At 45.3% G+C, this 23,926-nt stretch carries 19 protein-coding genes; 10 read left to right on the top strand and 9 right to left on the bottom strand.

All coding sequences use genetic code 11. The features are described 5' to 3' along the window. Positions 1-290: 290 nt before the first annotated feature. Entirely contained in the window at positions 291-1,229 is a 939-nt protein-coding gene (locus RB604_RS14805) for a ribose-phosphate pyrophosphokinase (protein WP_005932052.1), read from the top strand. Between the two features lie 304 nt (positions 1,230-1,533). Here RB604_RS14805 and RB604_RS14800 read toward each other — a convergent pair whose 3' ends face one another. From RB604_RS14800 to RB604_RS14780, 5 genes are all read right to left on the bottom strand, one after another. Next, a complete protein-coding gene (locus RB604_RS14800; protein ID WP_005932053.1) occupies positions 1,534-2,685 on the bottom strand; it encodes an MORN repeat-containing protein in 1,152 nt (383 codons plus the stop codon). 88 nt (positions 2,686-2,773) lie between these two features. Next, positions 2,774-4,057 carry a M16 family metallopeptidase gene (locus RB604_RS14795; RefSeq protein WP_025819044.1) on the bottom strand — a complete coding sequence of 428 codons (1,284 nt, stop codon included), beginning with the start codon at positions 4,055-4,057 and terminating at the stop codon, positions 2,774-2,776. Between the two features lie 10 nt (positions 4,058-4,067). After that, on the bottom strand, positions 4,068-4,826 hold the full coding sequence (gene kdsB / locus RB604_RS14790; RefSeq protein WP_055294715.1) for a 3-deoxy-manno-octulosonate cytidylyltransferase: 759 nt from the start codon (positions 4,824-4,826) through the stop codon (positions 4,068-4,070). A gap of 289 nt (positions 4,827-5,115) precedes the next feature. Then, a complete protein-coding gene (locus tag RB604_RS14785; RefSeq protein ID WP_182422689.1) occupies positions 5,116-5,526 on the bottom strand; it encodes a 2-amino-4-hydroxy-6-hydroxymethyldihydropteridine diphosphokinase in 411 nt (136 codons plus the stop codon). Positions 5,527-5,533: 7 nt separating this feature from the next. Further along, positions 5,534-7,870, bottom strand: a complete 2,337-nt coding sequence (locus tag RB604_RS14780; protein ID WP_055294713.1) for a transglycosylase domain-containing protein — start codon at positions 7,868-7,870, stop codon at positions 5,534-5,536. 609 nt (positions 7,871-8,479) lie between these two features. On the opposite strand from RB604_RS14780, the gene RB604_RS14775 reads away from it, so the two are divergent. From RB604_RS14775 to glyA, 6 genes are all read left to right on the top strand, one after another. Further along, positions 8,480-8,626, top strand: coding sequence for a hypothetical protein (locus RB604_RS14775; RefSeq protein WP_153837714.1), 147 nt, complete (start codon positions 8,480-8,482; stop codon positions 8,624-8,626). Between the two features lie 88 nt (positions 8,627-8,714). Next, positions 8,715-9,653, top strand: a complete 939-nt coding sequence (gene pyrB / locus RB604_RS14770; RefSeq protein WP_025819039.1) for an aspartate carbamoyltransferase — start codon at positions 8,715-8,717, stop codon at positions 9,651-9,653. A gap of 98 nt (positions 9,654-9,751) precedes the next feature. Continuing rightward, positions 9,752-10,213: an aspartate carbamoyltransferase regulatory subunit gene (gene pyrI / locus RB604_RS14765; protein WP_005932063.1), complete on the top strand. Its 462-nt coding sequence runs from the start codon at positions 9,752-9,754 to the stop codon at positions 10,211-10,213. 142 nt (positions 10,214-10,355) lie between these two features. Continuing rightward, the gene (locus RB604_RS14760) at positions 10,356-10,922 is read left to right on the top strand and encodes a flavin reductase family protein (protein WP_005932065.1); all 567 of its coding nucleotides are present in this window, start codon (positions 10,356-10,358) and stop codon (positions 10,920-10,922) included. A gap of 119 nt (positions 10,923-11,041) precedes the next feature. Beyond that, complete coding sequence (locus tag RB604_RS14755) at positions 11,042-11,806, top strand: porin family protein (RefSeq protein WP_420921268.1); 765 nt, start codon at positions 11,042-11,044, stop codon at positions 11,804-11,806. 105 nt (positions 11,807-11,911) lie between these two features. After that, complete coding sequence (glyA, locus tag RB604_RS14750; RefSeq protein WP_055294709.1) at positions 11,912-13,192, top strand: serine hydroxymethyltransferase; 1,281 nt, start codon at positions 11,912-11,914, stop codon at positions 13,190-13,192. A 278-nt stretch (positions 13,193-13,470) separates the two neighbouring features. Here the strand turns inward: glyA and RB604_RS14745 are convergent, their stop codons facing one another. Further along, entirely contained in the window at positions 13,471-15,138 is a 1,668-nt protein-coding gene (locus RB604_RS14745; RefSeq protein WP_005932071.1) for a formate--tetrahydrofolate ligase, read from the bottom strand. Positions 15,139-15,324: 186 nt separating this feature from the next. On the opposite strand from RB604_RS14745, the gene RB604_RS14740 reads away from it, so the two are divergent. Continuing rightward, on the top strand, positions 15,325-15,852 hold the full coding sequence (locus tag RB604_RS14740; RefSeq protein WP_055294762.1) for a hypothetical protein: 528 nt from the start codon (positions 15,325-15,327) through the stop codon (positions 15,850-15,852). Positions 15,853-15,864: 12 nt separating this feature from the next. Beyond that, positions 15,865-16,752, top strand: a complete 888-nt coding sequence (gene rfbD / locus RB604_RS14735) for a dTDP-4-dehydrorhamnose reductase (protein ID WP_005932073.1) — start codon at positions 15,865-15,867, stop codon at positions 16,750-16,752. Between the two features lie 15 nt (positions 16,753-16,767). Here rfbD and RB604_RS14730 read toward each other — a convergent pair whose 3' ends face one another. Then, positions 16,768-17,379, bottom strand: coding sequence for a TetR/AcrR family transcriptional regulator (locus RB604_RS14730; RefSeq protein WP_005932074.1), 612 nt, complete (start codon positions 17,377-17,379; stop codon positions 16,768-16,770). A gap of 5 nt (positions 17,380-17,384) precedes the next feature. Continuing rightward, positions 17,385-21,584, bottom strand: a complete 4,200-nt coding sequence (locus tag RB604_RS14725) for an acyl-CoA dehydratase activase (protein ID WP_055294707.1) — start codon at positions 21,582-21,584, stop codon at positions 17,385-17,387. Positions 21,585-21,839: 255 nt separating this feature from the next. On the opposite strand from RB604_RS14725, the gene RB604_RS14720 reads away from it, so the two are divergent. Further along, positions 21,840-22,382, top strand: coding sequence for a flavodoxin family protein (locus RB604_RS14720; protein WP_005932076.1), 543 nt, complete (start codon positions 21,840-21,842; stop codon positions 22,380-22,382). Between the two features lie 362 nt (positions 22,383-22,744). Here RB604_RS14720 and RB604_RS14715 read toward each other — a convergent pair whose 3' ends face one another. Continuing rightward, positions 22,745-23,659, bottom strand: coding sequence for a helix-turn-helix domain-containing protein (locus RB604_RS14715; RefSeq protein ID WP_007480885.1), 915 nt, complete (start codon positions 23,657-23,659; stop codon positions 22,745-22,747). Positions 23,660-23,926: the final 267 nt, after the last annotated feature.

The raw sequence follows: 23,926 nt of genomic DNA, 5'->3' as shown, positions 1-23,926 counted from the left end.
CAATAATTATTCAATGTGCTAATGTGCCAATAAAATAATGTGCCAATATGCCAATGTGATCAATGTGCCAATTGGCTGCGCCGTGGCAATATACCGCACGGCATTGGCACATTGATCACATTGGCATATTGGCACATTATTCACCGGCCCATTATTCTTTTCGCAAATCTACAAATATTTCCTGTGAAATAAGAATGAATATATATTTTTTCTACAATAAGTCTTTTAGATTGTCGGGAGATTTCATACCTTTGCACGCAAATTAACAAATAGGTAACAACTATTATAAAATGAGCGAAAAAGCACCCTTTATGGTATTCTCGGGAACCAATTCGAGATACCTGGCAGAGAAAATCTGCGCCAGCCTCAATTGTCCTTTAGGAAACATGAACATCACCCATTTTGCAGATGGCGAGTTTGCTGTTTCTTATGAAGAATCAATCCGTGGTTCACATGTATTCCTGGTTCAATCCACATTCCCTAACTCAGACAATTTAATGGAACTGCTCTTGATGATAGATGCGGCAAAAAGAGCATCGGCAAAGAGCGTAATTGCGGTTATTCCTTATTTTGGTTGGGCACGTCAAGACAGAAAAGACAAACCTCGTGTCTCTATCGGCGCTAAACTGGTGGCCGATCTGCTTTCGGTGGCCGGCATCGACCGTTTGATAACAATGGACCTTCATGCCGATCAGATTCAGGGATTCTTTAACATACCGGTAGACCACCTGTATGCGTCGGCTGTATTCCTGCCTTATATACAGTCATTACACCTTGAAGATCTGGTTATTGCCACGCCGGACGTGGGTGGTTCCAAACGTGCAAGTACATTCTCTAAATATCTGGGTGTGCCTTTGGTGCTTTGCAATAAATCGCGTGAAAAAGCCAATGAAGTAGCTTCCATGCAGATCATCGGTGATGTGAAGGGTAAGAATGTAGTATTGATTGACGATATTGTAGATACGGCCGGTACCATTACGAAAGCTGCCAACATTATGCTGGAAGCCGGAGCCGCATCTGTCCGTGCTATTGCCAGCCACTGTGTAATGTCAGATCCGGCATCTTTCCGTGTGCAGGAATCCGGTCTTACCGAAATGGTATTTACCGACAGTATCCCCTATGCTAAAAAATGCGCTAAAGTGAAACAGTTAAGTATTGCCGATATGTTTGCCGAAACAATCAAACGTGTGGTAAACAACGAATCAATCAGTTCACAGTATATTATTTAGTAGTTAAGTAGTCAAGTAGTAAGTAGTCAAGTAGTTAAGTAGTAAGTAGTTTAGTAGTTAAGTAGAATGGATTCATTCTGTGACTATTTATTACTTGATTCTTTTTGAGATATATTTGATCTTAAGATATGAGAAAGCCAACTGATCCATTGCGAATTAGTTGGCTTTCATTTTATTTGTAAATTGATTGATCTATCTGACCTATTGACTATTTCTTCTGTACTGCTACCCCATTTACGGAGTATCCCCTACTTACTACTTAACTACTTTACTACTTGACTACTTTCTTGGCTACTTTCTTGACTCATTCCAGCCTTCCGAATTTGTATGTTCCTTTCCGGGTTACTTCTCCTTTGCTGTTTTTTTCTACAAACGGGCCGTGTTTTTTACCTTGTTTGAAAAAGCCTTCATAGCGATTTCCGTCTTTATCTTCCTGGATACCTTTTCCTTCTTCCAGGCCGTTTACAAAGCCGCCTTTGTATTTCATTCCGTTGGTGAGGATTAATATTCCTTCTCCGTTGGGCTGGTTGTTTTCCCATTCTCCCTCATAGCTGTCGCCGTTGCTCCAGGTGTATTTTCCGTGCCCGCTACGTTTGTTTTCTTTCCAGTGACCTTTGTATACAGCTCCGGTAGCCCAAGTGAATGTACCTTCGCCATCCTGCATGCCGTTTCTGAAATTGCCTACGTATTTGTCGCCGTTGGCATGGTAGTAAACACCGGCTCCGGTACGTTCGCCTTGGATATACGCACCTTCGTAGCGGTCGCCTCCTAAATAGAATACGCCCTTGCCATGTTGCAGATCGTCTACCCAGTCGCCTACATATTTTTCTCCGTTGGTATATTCGAATGTACCTTTGCCTTCGCGGACATCATTCTTCCATTCTCCGTCGTATTTGCAGCCGTTGCTCCAAGCCAGCACCCCTTTACCGTCTTTCTTGTCGTTTTTCCAGGTTCCTACATATTTGGAGCCGTCTTTCCAGGTATATGTCCCTTCGCCTTCGCGCTTGTCATTCACCCAGTCGCCTTCATAAACATCCCCGTTGTGATAATACATGATACCCTTTCCGTGCTGGTAGTCTTGAAACCACATACCATCGTAGCGGTTGTTGTTCATGAAGTAGAAAATACCCTTTCCGTGCTGTTGGTCCTGAAACCACTGGCCTTCATATTTCTCTCCGTCCGGGAAGATATAGGTGCCGAAGCCCTCTCTTTTCCCTTTTACGTATTCGCCTTCGTAGACATCGCCATTCTTGAAAACGGTTTTCCCTTTACCGTTAGGCTTTCTGCCTTTCATCTCTCCGGTGTATACGGAACCGTCTTTGAACGTATAGTTTCCGATTTTGATTTCTGTGGAGAAGGTGTCTTTAATTTTACCAAAGAAGCCCCCCTTGCTTTGCGCCACAGCGCCTTCTTGAGAGAGAAAAACCAATATGAGTGCAGTATATAGATATTTCATTGATTTATACAAATTACTGTTTACAGATTACATGTGTTGTGTACAAAGATACGATTTATCAACCAAAACATGCGACTTTGCTACCTTTTTATGATAACTTTTTACCAGCTATGACCTCTTTTAATGTCTCTTTGCACAAATAGCGATTGGCCAGTTCTCTGATCTCTTCGGGTGTGACCTCCTTGACGGCCTGCAGCGAACGGGTGAAATAAGCATCGTCCAGTCCGGAGGTATGGATAAACATCCAGGCATCTGCCAATGAGAAAGGCGATTCGTAGTTGCGGCACATTTCCCCCAACATATAATTGCGGACCATGGACAGCTCGGCTTCCGATACCGTTCCGGTATGCAACTTGTCTATTTCATGGTAGATTTCACGAATCAGAGGTTCGACGTATTCATTGTCCGTTTCCGTGCTGATAAGCAGAATGCCGCTATCGGGATAGAACATGGTACCGGCCGAGATGCCGTAGGTGTATCCCTTGTCTTCCCGGATATTAGACATCAGGCGGCTGCCGAAATATCCGCCGAAGAGAGTCATCAATACCCGTAGTTTCAAGTAATCGGGGTGTTGCCGGGGGATGGTGACGGTTCCTAATTTGACGGCACTTTGCAGGGCATCGTCCTGTTCCGTGAATATCCGTTTTTCTGTAGAAGTGGAGATCGTGTATTCTTTCTTAATAAAAGAATGCTGCCGGTTGCCGAAAGGAGCATCGAAAGCGGATTCTACCCGGCGGATGATTTCATCCGTGATTTTTCCGGATAAGAAAACGGCACAATTGTCCGAATGGTAATATTCATTATAAAATTCGCGGAGCATGTCGGGGGTTACCAGCCGGTAATCCGTCTCTTCAATCAGCCGCCCGCAAGGATGCCCGGGGCCATACAATGTCTTCAGCAGGCTTCTCTGGGCAAGGAAATCCACTTTGGACGAATTGACGAGGAATTGCTGGATATTGGCATCCAGCACGGTATTCAGCTCTTTTTCCGGGAAAGTGGGTTCCTTGAGGATCGATTCTATTATTTCGAGTGTTTCTGCAAAATATTTGTTCAGGGAATACAGGGTGATATAGGCATACTCGGAAGAGCTCGACAACTCCAGCCATGCTCCATAGTAATCCAGTTTTTCCGCAATATCGGCGGCGGTGTATTTCCGTGATCCTTCGCGAAGCATCCGGTTGGTGAAAAGGGCTTGCAGCTTGTGTGCCTGTTGCCATCTGCCACCGGCAAAAAGAATATCCATACGAACCACGTCCTGCTCTCCGGCATCGATTATGGCAAGAGGTATGCCGTTGGAGAGTGTGGTCCGTCGGGGAAGCGGGACAGTCAGATTGTCCAGGTCCTGTATCTCGGGTTGCAGTGATCTGTTTATCATTGGTTTGTCAGATTATTTTCCGGTTTTTCAGGAATGCTTCCGCGCGTGCGAGGTCTTCGGGGGTGTCGATACCGATCGTTTCCACTTCGCTGATGCCTACCTTGATCGTATAGCCATTCTCCAGCCAACGGAGTTGTTCCAAAGATTCCGCCAGTTCCAAAGAGGATTGCGGAAGAGAAGTGATCTCTTTCAATACTTCCGCACGGTAAGCGTAAAGTCCGATATGTTTGTAGAAAGTATGGCGGCGAAGCCATTCCGATTTATCCACGCCACGCAGGTAGGGTATGACGGAACGGCTGAAATACAAGGCATTCCAATTGGCACTGACCACTACTTTCGGGGAGTTGGCATTTTCCAGAGCTTCCAACGGGGCATCCGCACTGAATGGTTTTACCAATGTGGCGATCTGTGTGGCGGCATCGTCAAAACAGGCTTTTATAGCATGCAGTTGCGACGGCTGGATAAAAGGTTCGTCTCCTTGTATGTTGACTATTACATCGAACCCCTGTCCTATCTTTACCATTGCTTCGTAGCAACGGTCTGTTCCGCTTTTGTGGTGCACGGATGTCATCACTACTTTTCCGCCGAATGCTTTTACGGCAGCTTCGATACGTTCATCGTCTGTGGCCATGTATGCATCGTCAAGCACACCGGCCACCTGCTCGTACACACGTTGTATCACGGTTTTCCCTCCAAGCATGGCCAATGGCTTTGCCGGAAACCGCGTAGAGGCATAACGGGCAGGAATGATTCCTAAAAATTTCATATCTTTATGTTATTTAGTAGTCAAGTAGTTAAGTAGTCAGAGTAGTTAAGTAGGATAGATTCATTCTATGAGATATCTATTTAACGGCTTGAATTATTTCAACCATTTGTCTACTTTCTACCGGATTATTTGACTGAAGATCATCTACTTACTGCTTATCTGCTTGACTACTTATTACTATTCATCTACTTACTACTTAACTACTTGACTACTTAACTACTCTCTTGGCTACTTATTACTATTCATCTACTTACTACTTGACTACTTAACTACTTGACTACTCTACTGACTACTCTCTTGGGCACTCTCCTACTTCCTCTCTTGCCAAGAGAGTGCCTAATTCTTCCACTCCTTTCTGGATATACTCCCGTCTCAGATCTTTCGGCTTCAGTATTTCATTGCCATACACCAACAAGTCTATATCCAGAGGAATTTTTTCTGCCGTCTTATCTTCGGGGCGGCGTCCGGCTTTCATTTCGATTTCTTTCAGTGCATTCACGACGGCTTCTTTTTCCATTGCAGTGACAAACAAGGCCACTTGATTGGAGAAGCGCGCGGTATTCTTTAAATATAGCGGCTCTGTCTCCATTTCTGTTGCAAAGTAGATGGAAGGAAACAGAGCATACAAATTTTGACGTGCCAGAAGAAGGTTCTCCTTCCGGTGATCATTACTGCCGATACATATGAGACAAGCACTCAAAGCAGAATCAATTAAAAAGATCGTCAAGTCCCGTATCACCGGAATCGTCATATCCTACTTCCGAACCGGCACATGGATCAAACCCCTCGGGCAGTTGGAATTCCTCTGTCGGATCGTATCCCAAAGTAGGGTCGGCAAATACCTTGTTCATGTATTTGGCCCAAATCGGCAATGCCAAAGAAGCACCCTGTCCGTAGGTCATGGTGTCGAAATGGATATCACGTTCCTCACCTCCTACCCAGCAGCCGGACACCAGAGAGGGAATGAATCCCATAAACCAGCCGTCGGAATTGGAATTGGTAGTTCCCGTCTTACCGCCCATATCGGCTGTGATGCCGTAGCGGCTGCGTACACGTCCACCGGTTCCTTCGTTGATAACGGCACGAAGCATCACCAGCATTTTGTATGCGCTCGATGCACTGATGACCTCTTCCATTTGCGGAGAGAAAGTAGCAAGCACATTACCCTCGCTGTCTTCGATGCGGGTAACGAACAGAGGGGCTACACGGATACCCTTGTTGGCAAATGCGGTGTATGCACTCACCATCTCCCCTACTGAAATTTCGCATGGGCCGAGAGCAAGCGACACGGTCGGCATGATCTCTTTGTTGCGGACACCGAAACTGTGGATCAGACGGACCATTGCATACGGATTCAGTTTACTCATCAGATATGCAGATACCCAGTTGCTGGAATTAGCCAATCCCCATTTCAGTGTGACGAGCTCGCCGTAACGTTTCTTGGTACTGTTGCGCGGCGTCCAGGGAATACCGTTTTCATCCAGTAAGGTCTGTTCCACATGACGGGTTTCGTCGCAGGGTGAGAAACCGTTTTCCATGGCATATGCGTAGAGATACGGCTTGATCGTAGAACCCACCTGGCGACGGCCTACCATGGCCATGTCATATTGGAAATAAGTATAGTTGGGGCCACCGACGTAGGCTTTCACATGCCCGTTGAACGGATTCATCGACATGAAGCCGGCACGTAGGAAATGTTTGTAATATTTAATGGAATCCATCGGAGTCATCAGGGTATCCTTTTCGCCGGTCCAACTGAATACGGACATCTCTTCGGGCGTATCGAATGCCTTTTTGATCTCCGCTTCCGAAGCTCCCGCCTTTTTCATCAAGCGGTAACGGTCTGTTTGCTTTAAGGTCCTTTGCAGGATTTCGTCTACCTGTGCCTGTGTCAGATTGTTGCTGTACGGGGCTTTTGAGCGTCCTTTTTTCTCTTTGAAGAATTGTGCCTGCAACTCTTTCAAGTGCTCCTCCACCGCATCCTCCGCATACTTTTGCATGCGCGAATCGATGGTTGTATAAATCTTCAGTCCGTCTGTGTAGATATTGTAGTTCGAACCGTCTTTTTTCCGGTTTTTGGCACACCATCCATACAGAGGGTTGGTTTCCCAATCAAGCGAATCTTCATAGAATTTTTGCATCTGCCATCCCCGGTAGTTGCTCTTGTCCGGTTTGTTGGCGGTCATCACTCCACGCAGGTATTCGCGGAAGTAAGTGGCAAGGCCCTCTTTGTGATCCACCCGGTTGTAAGTCAGTTTTAATGGCAATGCCTGCAATGAATCACGTTCTGCGGCAGTGATGAATCCGGCCTTTTCTATTTGGCCGAGTACTACGTTTCGGCGTCCCAAGGCATTTTTGCGTATCTTTTCGTTCCGGGATACCGGATTGTATAGAGACGGATTCTGGCACATGCCTACCAGCATGGCGGCTTCTTCGATTTTCAGGTCTTTCGGTTCGCAGCCAAAGTAGGTCTGGGAGGCCGTCTTGATGCCGACCGCATTATTCAGAAAGTCGAACTTGTTGAGATACATGGTCAGGATTTCCTCTTTGGTGTAGTAACGTTCCAGCTTTACGGCAATCACCCATTCGATCGGTTTTTGAAGCAGGCGCTGGAGGGTGTTGCTCGCCACTTTTTCCGTGAAGAGCTGTTTGGCAAGCTGCTGCGAGAGCGTGCTGCCGCCACCGGCGCTTTTCTGCAACAAGATGCCGCGTTTCACCAGCGCGCGGAAAAGTGCTTTGGCATCGATGCCCGAATGCTCGGTGAAGCGCACGTCTTCGGTAGCGATCAGCGCATGGATGATGGCAGGTGACAGATCGGCATAACTGCTGTAAACGCGATTGTTCTTTTGCAATGAGAATGTGCCGAGCACCTTCCCGTCTTCCGAAAATATCTCGGCGGCAAATTTATAATCCGGATTCTCAAGTTCTTCCACGGGAGGCATATAGCCGATCCAGCCGTTGGAGATAGAGGTGAAAATACCCACACAGAGCAAAACTATTATTACAAGAAAAATCCAGAGGAATTTTATTATTTTTTTTATCATTATGTCTGATTACGAATTATCTGGTTATTGAATGTGCAAAGTTAGTCATAATTTAGCGAATGCGCAAAAAAAAGTGATGCTTCCGCACGGAGAAATATACAGGATGGCAGGATACCTTTCGGACGGGAAAACGCAAGGACGGTGCATACTGCTTTCAAGGATGATGCATCGAAGCTCCGGGTACGGTGCATATCGGTTTTAAGGACGGTGCATGATTACTTTAAGCGCTGTGTCCGGAGAGTGCGAATAATGTGCTTATGGAAATACGGCGGATTGCCAAACCGGATGTTGAAGTATGCAAATTTGAGAAGAAAAAAACGATAAATTCCCTACGATTATCAAGCGGAATTCCGGTTGTTTTTACAGTGTTTCTCCTCGCAAGTTCGAGGCATTTGCGAGGAGAAACGCGATCAACGAGGGGGTAGTCTCTAAGGATTTGCCCTCGAGCTGTTTGCATAACTTGCTGACACTCAATGTTGTTTTGGTTCACTAACGCGCTCGCGCGAAACGCGCGTAAAGAAGAGAAGAGAAGAATATAAATAACTCTCTCTCAAGAAAGAGTGCGTGCGAGCCGTTTTTTATTTGTTATCGAAATCAATAACAGCATCGATGAAAAAGCACCCTATATTTGCCGCATCAATCAATGCAGCCAAAAAACAGAAAAGTCATGAAAAGAAGCACGTCGGTCCGGCATGGATCATTACCAATTCCTTGTGGCACGGCCAAGAGACCGTCGCCGGCAGAAAAAAAGCATAACTTTGCTTTTTATTTTGTTGTGGATGCCGCATTTTATCTCTATCTTTACAGTCTGAAAACAAGTTCTATCAATATTAAAGATAACAGAATGGAAAACAGAAGTTTAGTAACCATTGCCGAACATTCGAAAGAGAAAATTCTCTATATGCTCGAAATGGCGAAACAATTTGAACAACATCCCAACCGCCGGCTGCTCGAAGGCAAAGTAGTGGCAACCCTGTTCTTCGAACCCTCCACCCGCACCCGTCTGAGTTTTGAAACAGCGGCCAACCGGCTCGGTGCACGTGTTATCGGTTTCACTGACCCCAAAGCCACCAGCTCGTCTAAAGGGGAAACGCTGAAAGATACCATCAAAATGGTAAGTAATTATGCCGATATCATCGTGATGCGGCACTATCTGGAAGGGGCGGCGCGATATGCCAGCGAGGTGACGGCGATTCCGATCGTAAATGCCGGTGACGGTGCCAACCAGCACCCCTCGCAAACGATGCTCGACCTCTACTCCATCTACAAAACGCAGGGAACGCTCGAGAATCTGAATATTTATCTGGTGGGCGACCTCAAGTACGGACGTACCGTTCATTCACTGCTGATGGCCATGCGCCACTTCAATCCGACTTTCCATTTTATCGCTCCCGATGAACTGAAAATGCCGGAAGAATACAAGATTTATTGCAAAGAGCACGATATAAAATATGTGGAGCATACCGACTTTACGGAAGAGACGATTGCCGAAGCGGATATCTTGTATATGACCCGTGTACAACGCGAACGTTTCACCGATCTCATGGAATACGAACGGGTGAAAAACGTGTATATCCTTCGCGCCCGGATGCTCGAAAACACACGGCCGAACCTCCGTATCCTGCATCCGTTGCCCCGTGTCAACGAGATTGCCTATGATGTGGACGAAAGCCCCAAAGCCTATTATTTCCAGCAGGCGCAAAACGGGTTGTATGCCCGTGAGGCCATTCTTTGCGATGTACTGGGCATCACGCTGGAAGAGGTGATGAACAGTGACAAGTGAATTAGTGACAAGCGATTAGCGACAAGAGAATTAGTGAAAGGTGACTGGCAACGAGGGAGGCCTTGCTGCCATGAATCAAAAAAAAGAAGATATAAGTTATGAACGAGAATAAACAGGCCCTGCAAGTGGCTGCCCTCAGAGACGGGACAGTTATCGACCATATCCCCAGTGAAAAGCTGTTTACGATAGTGCGATTGCTCGGATTGGAACATATGACGAACAATATCACAATCGGCTTTAATCTTGAAAGCAAGAAACTGGGAAGAAAGGGGATCATAAAGATTGCCGGTAAGTTTTTCTGTGACGAAGAGATCAACCGTATCTCGGTAGTGGCTCCGCATGTGAAACTGAACATTATCCGCGACTATGAAGTCGTGGAAAAAAAAGAGGTGCAAATGCCGGATGAACTGAAGGCGATCATCAAATGTGCAAATCCGAAATGCATTACCAACAACGAGCCGATGGCTACCCTTTTTCATGTGGTGGACAAGGACAATTGCATCGTGAAATGCCATTATTGCGAGAAAGAACAGAAAAGAGAAGAGTTTACGATCATTTAAGAGACTTAAGAGATTTACGATTGGACGATTTACGATTGGGATTACTCCTTTTGTCATTTACTCCAATCGTGATAGAGGCATGATCCATCAATCGTAAATCGTAAATCGTCCAATCGTAAATTTCGTAAATCCCATTTAATGTATGCGTGTCGACTGGAAACCGGGAACAATGATTTATCCGTTGCCTGCCGTTATGGTGAGTTGCGGAAACGATGAGAGTGAATACAACATTATTACGGTGGCATGGACGGGAACGATTTGTACGAACCCGCCCATGTGTTATATATCCGTACGCCCGGAACGCCACTCTCATTCTATTATAAAGAAGAATATGGAATTTGTCATTAACCTGACAACGGCGGATATGGCCTTTCCCACCGACTGGTGCGGGGTACGTTCCGGACGCGATTACCATAAGTTTGAAGAGATGGGGCTGACACCGGGCAAATCGACCGTGGTGGGTGCGCCGCTTATTGAAGAATCGCCGCTTTGTATCGAATGCCGGGTGAAAGAAATCCTGTCTTTAGGGTCGCATGATATGTTTATAGCCGATGTGGTGAACGTGCGTGCAGACGAACGGCACCTGAATGCCGAAACCGGCAAGCTTGAACTGGCAGAGGCCAACCCGTTGGTGTATGTCCATGGCGGCTATTACGAACTGGGCAATAAAATAGGAAAGTTCGGCTGGAGTGTAGAGAAAAAGAGATGATTGAATCAAAAAACGGATCATTTAAACTGAATAACCAAACCGGGCAATCAACCGGATTAATTAACTGAATAACCAATACCGATATGCCAATCAGAAAAAAAGAAAACCGTAAAGGCGGCATGCATCTGAAGCGACGCCTGGCTTTGTATCTCTGCAGGGCGGTGGCGATATGGATATGCGGTATTGCCGGCGTGTGGCCTGCCTTTGCACAAAGAAACATGCAGGATATCATCGAGCGTCCCAATAACAGTAAATTCAATATCGGGGTGAAAGCCGGCTTCAATGCCTCTATGTTTCTGGTGTCGGATTTTAAGATTCAAGACGTCACGATCGACGAAATTCAGAACAATTACAGAGTCGGCTATTTCGGCGCGCTTTTCATGCGCATCAATATGAAGAAGCACTTCATACAGCCCGAAGTATCCTACAACGTCAGTAAATGCGAAATAACGTTTGACAAATTAGGGTCGCACCACCCGGATATAGAACCCGACTATGCATCGGTCATTTCGATGATACACAGCGTCGATTTCCCGGTACTATACGGTTATAATGTGGTGAAGAACGGGCCGTACGGCATGTCCATTTTTGCCGGCCCCAAACTGCGCTACATCTGGGGAAAGAAGAACGAAATCACTTTTGAGAACTTTGACCAGAAGGGTATCGATGAACGGCTTTATCCTTTTAACATAAGCGCGGTGATCGGCGTGGGAGTCAACATCTCGCGTATCTTTTTTGATTTCCGATATGAACAGGGGTTGCACAACATTTCCAAATCGGTGACCTACGACAATATCAATTCCGATGGAAGTACAGGAGTAAGCAATATCACCTTCCGGCGGCGCGATCAGGTACTCAGTTTCTCGCTCGGGGTGATATTTTAATAGATAAATCTGGATATTTTTGTCGGATTATCATTCTTTTTCCATAAATTTGTGCGCTTAATAAAGAATCTCGCATTAAGAAACTTATTTTTATTATAAACCAGAATGAAAAGAGACGATTTAATTTTCGATATTATCGAAAAAGAGCATCAACGTCAGCTCAAAGGCATCGAGCTGATCGCATCAGAAAACTTTGTGAGTGACCAGGTAATGGAGGCAATGGGCTCCTGCCTTACCAATAAATATGCCGAAGGCTATCCCGGCAAGCGTTACTACGGCGGTTGCGAGGTGGTAGACCAGAGCGAACAGATCGCTATCGACCGGTTGAAGCAGATTTTTGGCGCCGAATGGGCCAATGTACAGCCACACTCCGGCGCACAGGCCAATGCAGCCGTGTTCCTTGCCGTTTTGAATCCGGGAGATAAATTTATGGGATTGAACCTGGCACACGGCGGACACCTTTCTCACGGTTCGCTGGTAAATACTTCCGGTATCATCTATACTCCATGCGAATATAATCTTAATCAGGAAACCGGCCGTGTAGACTACGATCAGATGGAGGAAGTTGCCCTGCGCGAACGTCCGAAAATGATTATCGGCGGCGGTTCGGCATACTCTCGCGAATGGGATTACAAACGCATGCGTGAAATTGCAGATAAAGTGGGCGCCATCCTTATGATCGACATGGCGCATCCGGCCGGGCTGATTGCCGCCGGGCTCCTCGACAATCCGGTAAAATATGCGCACATCGTCACTTCAACTACACATAAAACACTTCGCGGTCCTCGTGGCGGCGTTATCATGATGGGAAAAGACTTCCCCAACCCATGGGGAAAGACAACCCCGAAAGGAGAGATCAAAATGATGTCTCAATTGCTTGATTCTGCCGTATTCCCCGGCATCCAGGGTGGTCCGTTGGAACACGTTATCGCTGCAAAAGCCGTGGCTTTCGGCGAATGCCTGCAACCGGAATACAAGGAGTATCAGAAACAAGTACAGAAAAATGCCGCCGTATTGGCACAGGCCCTGATTGATCGCGGCTTTACAATCGTTTCCGGTGGTACGGACAATCACTCCATGCTGGTAGACCTGCGCTCCAAATACCCGGACCTGACAGGTAAAGTAGCGGAAAAAGCATTGGTATCTGCCGATATTACAGTGAACAAGAACATGGTTCCGTTCGACAGCCGTTCGGCATTCCAGACTTCGGGTATCCGTCTGGGTACTCCTGCCATCACAACCCGTGGTGCGAAAGAAGATCTGATGCTCGACATTGCCGAGATGATCGAAACAGTGCTTTCCAATGTGGATAATGAAGAAGTGATTGCACAGGTACGTGCACGTGTCAATAAGACCATGGAGAAATATCCGATTTTCGCATACTAAGAAATCAGACGAATAGCAAGGAGGTATCTTGCAAATGGAGGGTGTGTCAAAACTAAAATGACCACTCTAAAAAGTTACAGATTGTAACTAACAATTATAAAAGAGCCATATCATTACTCAAAAACAGAGTTTGATATGGCTCTTTTCATCATTGATTTAGGGAGTCAAGTTTCAGATTAAAAGTTGTCTTTTCATCAAATTACGTTTTGACACACCCTCTTTTTTTATCCGTTTGTGAACCTTAGCTCCCTCTCCCACGGAGAGGGCTGGGGAGAGGCTCAGCTCAACCCGTCTATCTGTCCGTCGACAATATCGATATGTTTGGCTTGCGGCTCTTTAGGAAGCCCCGGCATACGCATGATTTCTCCTGCAATGGCCACGATCATTTCGGCCCCGTTGTTCAGTACGATGTCTTTTATGTGGAACTCGAAATTATTGACCGCACCGTAGATTTTCGGGTCAGCAGAGAAAGAGTATTGTGTTTTTGCTATGCAGACCGGATAACGGGTGATTCCCATCTCTGCGGCCAACTTGATTTTCTTACGGGCTATCGTGCTGTAAGTGATGACACTGGCGCCATAAATGTTGGTAGCCACTTTCTCTATTTTCTGTTCGATGCTGTCATCATCCTTATAGGTGAACGACAAAGGAGCGGACGGCTTTTTCTCGATGGTTTCTACCACAAGGTTGGCCAGATCTATAGCCCCCTCTCCCCCTTCGTTGAAGGCGTTGTTGATGGCAAATCCTACTCCCAATTCTTCGCAATGTTGCCGTAGAAGTTCCATTTCTTCATCCGTGTCACTGGCAAACTTGTTGAATGCCACGATTACCGTCTGCCCGAAGGAATGCAGGTTGCGCACGTGTTTGTCGAGGTTGCGCAGTCCCTCTTTCAGCCCCTCCATATTAGGCTCCTTGATACGGTCGAGACTGACTCCTCCGTGCATTTTCAGTCCTTGTGCAGTAGCCACAATCACAGTCAGACGTGGCTGGATGCCGCTTTTACGGCATTTGATGTTATAGAATTTCTCTGCTCCGAGATCAGCACCGAAACCGGCTTCCGTCACTACATAATCTCCGAAGGTCATTGCCATTTTTGTAGCAAGTATGGAGTTGCATCCGTGTGCGATATTCGCAAACGGGCCGCCATGCACGAAGGCTGCCGTATTTTCCGTTGTCTGCACCAGATTGGGATGGATGGCATCTTTCAGCAACACGGTTATGGCACCGGCCACACCGAGGTCTTTTACCGTAAACGGCTTACCGTCATAAGTGAATCCGAGGAGGATGTTTTCGATGCGTCGGCGGAGGTCTTCCACGTCACTGGCCAGACAAAGGATAGCCATGATTTCCGAAGCGGGAGTGATGTCGAATCCCGACTGCATGGTGATGCCGTCCGTCTTGGCTCCCAGTCCGGTGACAATGTTACGCAACGAACGGTCGTTCACATCGAGAACCCGGCGCCAAAGAATTTCTTTCAATCCGAAACCGTTTGCCTGATTCTGATACAGGTAATTGTCGAGCAACGCGGAAATCATGTTGTGTGCCGAGGTGATCGCGTGAAAATCACCCGTAAAATGGAGGTTGATCTTATCCATAGGAAGCACCTGTGCATATCCTCCTCCGGCAGCTCCCCCCTTCATCCCGAAGCAAGGGCCTAAAGAGGGCTCGCGCAAGGCCACAATCGCCTTCTTGCCAATCCTGTTGAGCCCCAAGGCAAGGCCGATGGAAACGGTAGTCTTGCCGATTCCGGCTTTTGTGGCGGTGATAGCGGTGACGAGTATCAGATTGCTTTGTTTCACTTTCTCCTCATCAATCAGCTGTTCGGGGATTTTGGCGATGTAGCGGCCGTAGTTCTCCACCTCTTCACGAGGGATGCTGATGCTTTCTGCAACTTGTTTTATTTTCTTAAGCTCCGTACTGCGGGCTATTTCTATGTCTGATTTCATACGGGGTTGTTATTAGTTACTTTTAAAGGCTGCAAAATTAACAATTAACTTTGGATAAAAGTTGCATAGGTATAAAAAATGAAACAGGCTTTCATTTTTCTTCGGGTTTGCCGGGAAAGGAAATTTCTTTCATGAATGGATTATCGGCAAATATTTTCTATCTTTGCGTTTATAAAACCTACGGATATGAAAAAGCTGATATTGTCTCTTTCCCTGCTGCTGGCAACGGTTGCAGTGTCCGCACAATCGGAACTGCCGTCGGACAGCATACCGCGCTCTCCCAGTGAAAACTACAAGGAGTTCGGTGGCTTTTTGCTTGATATGGGCTTGATGAGTGTCATGCCCCCTCAATTGCCAAAAATGAATTTCGATATATCCGATGCCGGTAAAGACTACAACCGATTGTTCCGGCTTCATCCGGATGTAACTTATTCTCAGGGATTGTCGGACGTGTTTTCACCTTTTTATTCCGGATTCGGATGGTCGGGTTTCGGTTCGTCACAAAACCTGCAAATGGGCTCGTTCAAGTTGAAAAACGGTATGCGTATCAACACATACGGAGAATACAATGCAGACGGATACAAAGTGCCTGACCGCAGCGCGCTGCCGTGGGAGAAAAACACGTTTAAAGGCGCTTTCGAACTGAAATCGGCCAACGGTGCCTTTGGCATCCGCATTGAAGTGCAACAGGGAAAAAATCCCTATTATCCTTAAAACCAAGAAGTAATGAATATATTGATTATCGGTGCCAATGGCTTTACAGGACGCCGGATGCTGGATGACTTGGTATCGTGTGGAAAATACAACATGACCGCCAGCTCACTGCGCGACGACATAGCACCGGGAGACGGTTATCGGTTTATTCGTGCGGATATACGCCGTGCGGCAGAAGTGCAGGCTCTTTTTAAGGAAGTTTGCCCGGATGTGGTTATCAATACCTCCGCCTTGTCTGTGCCCGATTTTTGTGAAACGCATCACAGTGAGGCCCGTGCAACCAATGTCATAGCCGTAGAGCATCTGGCGCATGCCTGCGAGCAATACGGCAGCCGGTTCATCCATCTTTCTACCGATTTTGTTTTTGACGGTAGAAGCGAATGTCTGTATACCGAAGAGGACGCCCCTAATCCGGTCAATTATTATGGTGTCACCAAGCTGGAAGGTGAGCAACGCGTGAGTGAATATTGCAGTAACTATGCCATCGTCCGCGTAGTAGTGGTGTATGGGAAAGCGTTGCCCGGACAGCACGGTAACATCCTGCAATTGGTGGCCGATAAACTCCGCAACGGTGAAACGGTTCGTGTTGTTTCCGACCAGTGGCGTACTCCTACTTTTGTCGGTGACATATCCGAAGGAGTGGAACGTCTGATGCACCATCCCCGCAACGGCATATATCACATTTGCGGAAGCGATTGCGTTTCCATTGCCGAAATCGCTTATCGGGTGGCGGATGTATTAGGACTGGACAGGTCTCTTATTCAGCCTGTCACCACGGAGGAAATGCAAGAGGCCACTCCCCGGCCCCGTTTCAGCGGATTGGACATAGCAAAAGCCAAACGTGAAATAAACTACCTCCCGCATACTTTGGAAGAGGGAATCAAGGAGATGTTCTCATAAACGGCCATTGTAAGCTCAAGGGCAGAGCAGATGTTCCATTTGTCCGATGATATGTGATTTCCAGGTTTGAAGCATTTCATGGAAGTCTTCATCGCCATTGAGAAAGACCGAAGTGCTTAGTTTTTTTGCCAGGAAAGGAAATACCAGAAGCCCGTAGAAGGTATAAAATACAAAATGTATGGGAACCTGTTTCAGTTTTCCGGAATCCATTTCTTTTTGCAGCTTGACGCCTATCTCATGAAAATAGCGTTCCAGTTCCAATGCACGAGCCGTACTGATCAAATGTGGCATATCCCGTTCTATTTCCCTTACTATGAATATCGGGAGGGAAGGATTATCGGTAAATATTTTGAAATAGGCATCGACTACCCTGCCTATCCGTTCGGATATGGGTTTGTCCTGCACCATAATCCCTTGAATTTCGGGAGCCAAAGAAAGTATGATGTTTCCAAAAACGGCTTGGAACATTTTATCTTTTGTCCGGAAATAATAATGCAATGTAGGGCGGTTTATACCTACGGCTGCTGCAATATCACTCATGTTGGTGTCTGTAAACCCGTTTTTCACAAATAATTGCTGGGCTGTTTCTATTATCTTGTTTTCTATGTTATTGTCATTTGTAGCCATATCCATTATTTTTTTAGATTATCCATAAACAGGAGCATTCGGTTCACTATATTGACTTCGCTGACTCCACTGTCAAAGTCCAAAGATAAGAAATTAATATCCGGATAAAAATTTCTAACACGTTTTTCTATTCCTTTTGCAACAATATGGTTTGCAATACAGCCAAATGGCTGAAGGCTGACCACATTATTTACTCCTTCACGGGCAAATGCAACAATTTCGGCAGGAAGAAGCCAGCCTTCTCCAAATTGTGCATGCAGTGAAACCAGCTTCTTTGTTTCTTCAGCTTCTTCGAATATATCACCGAACGGAACGAAATAACGGAATCGGGCTGCTATCGCATTGATCTTGTTTATCTGCTTTCTTGCTATCCTGTATCCCCCATTCAGAACCAGATCCGATAGCTGCCTGTTCTCCACATGTGCCTCTACATTGACCTTGCGATTGACAAAACTCTGCATGAAGAAGTTTGATAAAATCGGAGGAACCACTTCTACGCCTTTTTCTATCAGCCAATCGATCAGGTTCTTTTGGGCGAAAGGATTAAACTTCAAAAAGATTTCTCCTACCACTCCTATTTTGGGTGCGTCGCAGTCCATGCATGCGGCATTGAATTCATCGGCAGCAGACTGCAACAGCAGAAGCAGTTGCTTCGTGTCCCTTCTGCCGATAGCTTCGGCTGCAAGCTCCAGATATTGATCCCGCAATCTGGCTGAAATGCCTTTTTCTTTTTCACGGACTACCGATCCGTAATAGAATTTGGCGATGCAGTCGCTATACAAGATTGAATAGAAAGCCACCGGAAGTATTTTCAGCCAGTTAACACTAAATCCCGGTTGATTGTTCTCTATCCCACCGCCGAAAGAGATGGAGATAACCGGTACATCCGTATATCCGGCATCAATCAATGCTTTCTTTATCAGAGAAATATAATTGCTGGCACGACATTGCCCGCCTGTTTGAGTGATGGCGACAGCCGTCTTTGCCGGATCGTATTTCTTACTCTTGAATGCCTTTATAATATCACCGACTATCAATGTAGCCGGATAACAGACTTCATTATTGGCGTATTTCAATCCCCACTCGCATGATTCACTGTTACTCAAAGGCAGGTTTTCTACATCATATCCGGCCACTTTCAGAATGGAAGGAATCAAAGGCGACATAAAGGGTGTAAAGAATGGTACCAGTATCTTACGGTTGCGATAAGTCTGATCGTATATCGGGACAGTCACAAAGTCTTTGATATCCGGCGTTTCGGCAGGGTGTTCGTCTATCAGCTTCAAGCTTTCGATCATAGACCTTACCCGCAATTTCATGGAACCGATGTTGCTTATATCGTCCAGCTTCAGTAAAGTCAGTGATTTATTGTGCCGCATCAACACTTCACGCACTTCGTCGACAAGGAAAGCATCCGGCCCGCAACCGAACGAAGTCATTTCAATGAATTGTATCTCTTTGCCTTGGGTAGCACACCATTTGGCGGCTTTCAAAATACGATTGGTATATGCCCATTGCGCAACGAAATGGATGTCGTCGATCCCGACCTCTTTGTCTCTTACCAGATCATCGGTTATGACATGGACTCCCATCTCCGAGATCATGTCGGATATTTTGTGCTGTATCAGTGGGTCGCTGTGATAAGGGCGACCGGCAAGCATCACGGTCAATGTTTTATTTTTCCCGATGTCTTGCAATACTTTTTCGTTATAGGAAACGATTTCCTTCTCAAAAGCGGCTTGTTCGTATTCTGCTTTCTTGAAAGCCGTCCGGATGGTATTTATATCTACGTTCAGGCCGATAAGGAAATCTCTGCATTGCTTGAAGAGCAACTTTCTGTCCTTGAAAGTGATAACCGGAGAGTCTATCGGCACACATCCGGAATCCACGCTTTTGATTACTTCGGAATATCCCGATACGATGGGGCAATTATAGCTGTTCTGTTCTTTATCTTTCTTCTCGAACACGACAAAAGGCATGAATATCCTGTCCACTTTCTTCTGCAGCAAGTTATTGATGTGGCTATGTACCAACTTGGCAGGAAAGCAGATGTTATCCGACATGACCATGCGTGCACTGTTTTCATAACTTAAAAAGTTAGAAACATCAGACAAACAGACTTGGATATCACAGGCGGTAAAAAGGGTGTGCCAGAATGGATATTCTTCATACATATTCAGGCACCGGGGAATACCGATGGTCATTCGGGGATGGATGATCTCCGTATTGCGGTTGAACAGAAGTTCATTTTTCTGATGGTACACGTTTTCACTTTTGCAGCCATTGTTTTCACCATTGGTAAATACCTTCTCACACCTGTTTCCGGAATAATACTTCTTTCCGTTGCCAAACTGATAACAGGTGACAAGACATTGATTATCACAACCCTTGCAACGCAGAAAACGCGACGTGTATTGCGCTTTCGCTATAATCTCATCCAGACGGATTGAAACACCCTGATGCTGCATGGCGTACAATGCACACCCGAAGGCGCCCATCAATTCCGGTTTGTCGCATCTCGACACTTCTGCACCGGTGAGTATTTCCAGGGCGCGGACAATGGCATCGTTGCGCATGGTTCCTCCCTGTACCACGATATTTTTACCTAAAGTAGATATATCCTTTAGTTTTAATACCTTGTAAAGACAGTTCTTGACTACCGAATAGGCCAATCCGGCAGCTATATCATTGACGGTAGCTCCATCGCGCAACTCCTGTTTTACCTTCGAGTTCATGAACACTGTACATCTCGTCCCTAAATTGGAGGGCACGGATGAACGGCAGGCAGCCAAAGAGAAATCACTTACCGTATATCCTAATGACCTGGCAAAGGTCTCGATAAATGATCCGCAACCGGACGAGCATGCTTCATTGATTTCTATCCGGTCGATAACTCCCTTGTTCACGAAAATAGCTTTCATATCCTGTCCGCCGATGTCGAGAATAAAAGAGACTTGCTTATCCAGATACTGTGCCGCCATATAATGTGCAATGGTTTCAATAATACCCGAATGGAGTTGGAAGGCGGATTTTATTAAATCTTCACCATAACCGGTAGAGCAACTTCCCTTTATATGGAGTATTGCACCGCGTTTCCGGCATGTTTCATACAATTCGTTCAATCCCTCCTCGACTGTTTTAATCGCATTGCCGCCGTTATTATTATAATATGAATACAGAAGCCGTGAATCGGTATCTATCACAACGATCTTGGTAGTGGTAGATCCGGAGTCGATGCCTATAAACACGTCTTGTTCGCCGGCTTTCATTTCTGCCTTTTTTATCTTGTTGCCTGCCATTCTGTTTTTCCAGGCAGTATATTCCGTTTCATTCTCGAAAATTGCTTTCAGATCGGTGGATGCATGAGAGGAGGTGCCCAGGCTCTTATCGATTTTCTCCAGTAAATGAGACAATTTATAGCATTCGTCTTGATCCGTATTGGACAGCGCCGTGCCTAAGGCCGGTAACAAAGTTCCATGATCCGGCAGAATCACATCCTTCTCATCCAAAGACAGATAATTGATAAAGGCCTTGCGTAACGCAGGGATAAAAGTCAAGGGGCCGCCACAGAACAAAACCGGTACTTTTATGTCATAGCCATGAGCCAATGTTATTACCGTCTGCACCGCCACGGCATGGAATATAGAAGCTGCAATGTTCTCACGGCTCACGTTCTTGGCAATGAGATTCTGAATATCCGTTTTGCAGAAAACCCCGCAACGCGATGCGATCGGATATACCTGATCTGCATGCATCGCCAGAGCATTCAGCTCATTGACATCCACTCCTAAGATGATTGCCATCTGATCGATGAAAGCTCCCGTCCCTCCGGCGCAATTCCCGTTCATTCTTAAATCGGTGGGCTCACCGTCTTTAAAAAAGACGACCTTAGCATCTTCACCGCCAATATCTATCATGGAAGCCATGGCAGGATGATCCTTCTGTATTGCTTTTGCTGCTGCTACCACCTCTTGTACAAAAGAGATAGCACATTTTTCAGAAACTCCCATACCGATAGAACCGGTGATTCTTATGGATATTTCTTCGTCCCCAACCTGAGACAATAATTCCTTTAAGAAGGAAATGACTGTTTCTTTTACTTTTGCATTATGTCTTTCATATTTTGAGAAAACAATATTACCGTTCTCATCGAGTACAACCATCTTTGCAGTTGTAGAGCCAATATCAAAGCCAATTCTAAACATTTTATTCAAATATAATGTAATCAGACATCTAAGTTTGACATAGTAGTCAGACGCAAATCTATGAATAAAAAATGGAATATTCCTCTCTATATACCCGTTTATTTAACCAACTTTCACGCTAAATAAAGGGCCTTAAGGAAGGAGAACTCACCGGAATATGAATTTCTGTAATTCAGGTTGCTTTTTCTGTAATTCATCTACGGCAAATTAGCATATAACAAGCTATTTTTGTACCGTAAATAGATAAAAAGAGTTATGGCAAAAAGAATTCTGATAATATCGTCCAGTCCGCGTCGGAAAGGAAACTCCGATACACTGTGTGATGAGTTTATGCGTGGTGCTATTGAAGCAGGCCACGAAGTGGAAAAGATTTTTTTACGCGACAAAAGAATTGAGTATTGCACCGGTTGCGGTACATGCAGTGTTCATAACAAGCCTTGTCCGCAGAAAGATGATGCTACCGGAGTAATAGACAAAATGGTGGCTGCAGATGCCATTGTTATGGCCACTCCGGTTTATTTCTACACGATGAGTGCACAGATGAAGACACTGATAGACCGCTGTTGTAGTCTTTACACGAAGATGAGCAATAAAGATTTCTATTTTATAGCCACTGCTGCCGAAGAAGATAAAAAACTGATGGAACGTACAATCGATACATTCCAGGGATTTCTTGATTGTTTGGAAAATCCGACGATAAAAGGAGTAGTATTATGTGCGGGGGCATGGCATGTAGGTGAGGTAAAAGACAATCCGGCCATGTCAGAAGCCTATGAGATGGGAAAAGGTATACGGTAGTTGGGTATAAAGGTATGCGGCAGTTGGATATAAAGGTATGCGGTAATTGGATATAAATGAGTTATTAAGGGCAAAGCCATTGATAGATACTTTGATTTTAATAACTCATTATTTTTCTTTGAGGGTGTGTCGAAACTCCTATAAACTAAAAAACACCCTCGCCACAGTCTGAACTGCACCCCAAAAGTTGGACATAAAACTTTAGGAGTGCAGTTCAGTCTGTTGTAGCGAGGGTGATTTCGATAAAAGGGGAGTTTTGACACGTCCCCGTACAGTTTCTACGTTAATCTATTTTTCTCCATAAACGTAATAATGCCCAAAAGGGGTTGATGACGAACTCTTTACGTTCAATATGTCTTTCTTCATAAACCGGTTTCACTGTTTTGTCGCCGGTATTCGTTCGGTGTACACCCTACCCTTTTTTTAAACAACCGGCTGAGATGCTGCGGATACTGGAATCCCAACGCGTATGAAATTTCACTCACTGTATTATCGGTTCCGATTATACGTTCCTTAGCCAATTCTATGATTTTTTCCTGGATATGTTCTTGCGGTGTTTTGCCGGTATCCTTTTTAATCATATCGCCAAAGTAATTGGGAGAAAGATGAATCTTGTCTGCAAAATATTTCACAGACGGCAAACCGTCTTGCATAGGTAGCTGACTTTCAAAGTAATCGTCCAATAGCTGTTCGAATTTTGTGAGAGCATCTTTATTTACGTTGTTGCGGGTAATGAACTGGCGTTCATAAAAGCGCATGCAGTAGTTGAGCAATAGCTCGATATTCATTGCGATCAGTTCTTTGCTATGTTTATCGATGGCATGTTCCAATTCTATCTGTATCTTTTTCAAACAGTCCATTACGATCTCTTTTTCCTGTTCGGACAGGTGCAACGCCTCACTAACGGCATAAGAAAAATACGTGTATTTTTTTATACTCTTTCCCAAGGAAGTGCCACGAATCAGATCGGGATGGAAAACAATACCGAATACTTGTGGTTGGATTTCGTCTTCGAGCATTTCTACGCTGGCGGATTGACCGGGAGCAAAGCAGACAATCGTTCCTTCCTGATAATCATAATACTGACGCCCATATTTGATATCACAACTTTTTGTTTCTTTCAAAAAGAGTGCGTAAAGGCCATAATTCATTTGAATGTGATTGATCGACTTTGTTGCTTTTGTCAAGTCTACAACACTTACCAACGGGTGCAGGGTTTCAAGTCCGTACAGACTGTTGTATTGATCGACACTTTCCAGTTTGATTATCTTATTCATAAGCAGTGTTTTTTATTAAAACCGTACCAAAGATACAAATTAAAAATATACTTTGTGCAGGGTGATGAAGTGAATCGGTAATCCGGGTTATCATATCCGTAATTTGTATACAAAAGACGTCTCCTTCCCTCTTGCAATTTTGTGGTATGGCAAAATGATAAAAGCAGGAGAAGTATGAATAAAGAACTACCCTGTTTTTATTCATGCGGTCAAAATCAGTAATTTGGGTAGTAATAATAGTAATTTGTCTACAAGTGGAAAGAAAAA

Origin of the sequence: Bacteroides salyersiae, assembly GCF_031172035.1 — a bacterium.
Classification (GTDB): domain Bacteria; phylum Bacteroidota; class Bacteroidia; order Bacteroidales; family Bacteroidaceae; genus Bacteroides; species Bacteroides salyersiae.
The sequence above is the reverse complement of the archived record's forward strand: the minus strand, read 5'-3'. Positions and strand labels throughout refer to the sequence as shown.

Coding starts and splice junctions, on each gene's coding strand:
- RB604_RS14805 (WP_005932052.1), top strand. CDS start 291: ATGAGCGAAAAAGCACCCTTTATGGTATTCTCGGGAACCAATTCGAGA.
- RB604_RS14800 (WP_005932053.1), bottom strand. CDS start 2,685: ATGAAATATCTATATACTGCACTCATATTGGTTTTTCTCTCTCAAGAA.
- kdsB (WP_055294715.1), bottom strand. CDS start 4,826: ATGAAATTTTTAGGAATCATTCCTGCCCGTTATGCCTCTACGCGGTTT.
- RB604_RS14780 (WP_055294713.1), bottom strand. CDS start 7,870: ATGATAAAAAAAATAATAAAATTCCTCTGGATTTTTCTTGTAATAATA.
- RB604_RS14775 (WP_153837714.1), top strand. CDS start 8,480: ATGAAAAAGCACCCTATATTTGCCGCATCAATCAATGCAGCCAAAAAA.
- pyrB (WP_025819039.1), top strand. CDS start 8,715: ATGGAAAACAGAAGTTTAGTAACCATTGCCGAACATTCGAAAGAGAAA.
- pyrI (WP_005932063.1), top strand. CDS start 9,752: ATGAACGAGAATAAACAGGCCCTGCAAGTGGCTGCCCTCAGAGACGGG.
- RB604_RS14760 (WP_005932065.1), top strand. CDS start 10,356: ATGCGTGTCGACTGGAAACCGGGAACAATGATTTATCCGTTGCCTGCC.
- RB604_RS14755 (WP_420921268.1), top strand. CDS start 11,042: ATGCATCTGAAGCGACGCCTGGCTTTGTATCTCTGCAGGGCGGTGGCG.
- glyA (WP_055294709.1), top strand. CDS start 11,912: ATGAAAAGAGACGATTTAATTTTCGATATTATCGAAAAAGAGCATCAA.
- RB604_RS14745 (WP_005932071.1), bottom strand. CDS start 15,138: ATGAAATCAGACATAGAAATAGCCCGCAGTACGGAGCTTAAGAAAATA.
- RB604_RS14740 (WP_055294762.1), top strand. CDS start 15,325: ATGAAAAAGCTGATATTGTCTCTTTCCCTGCTGCTGGCAACGGTTGCA.
- rfbD (WP_005932073.1), top strand. CDS start 15,865: ATGAATATATTGATTATCGGTGCCAATGGCTTTACAGGACGCCGGATG.
- RB604_RS14730 (WP_005932074.1), bottom strand. CDS start 17,379: ATGGCTACAAATGACAATAACATAGAAAACAAGATAATAGAAACAGCC.
- RB604_RS14725 (WP_055294707.1), bottom strand. CDS start 21,584: ATGTTTAGAATTGGCTTTGATATTGGCTCTACAACTGCAAAGATGGTT.
- RB604_RS14720 (WP_005932076.1), top strand. CDS start 21,840: ATGGCAAAAAGAATTCTGATAATATCGTCCAGTCCGCGTCGGAAAGGA.
- RB604_RS14715 (WP_007480885.1), bottom strand. CDS start 23,659: ATGAATAAGATAATCAAACTGGAAAGTGTCGATCAATACAACAGTCTG.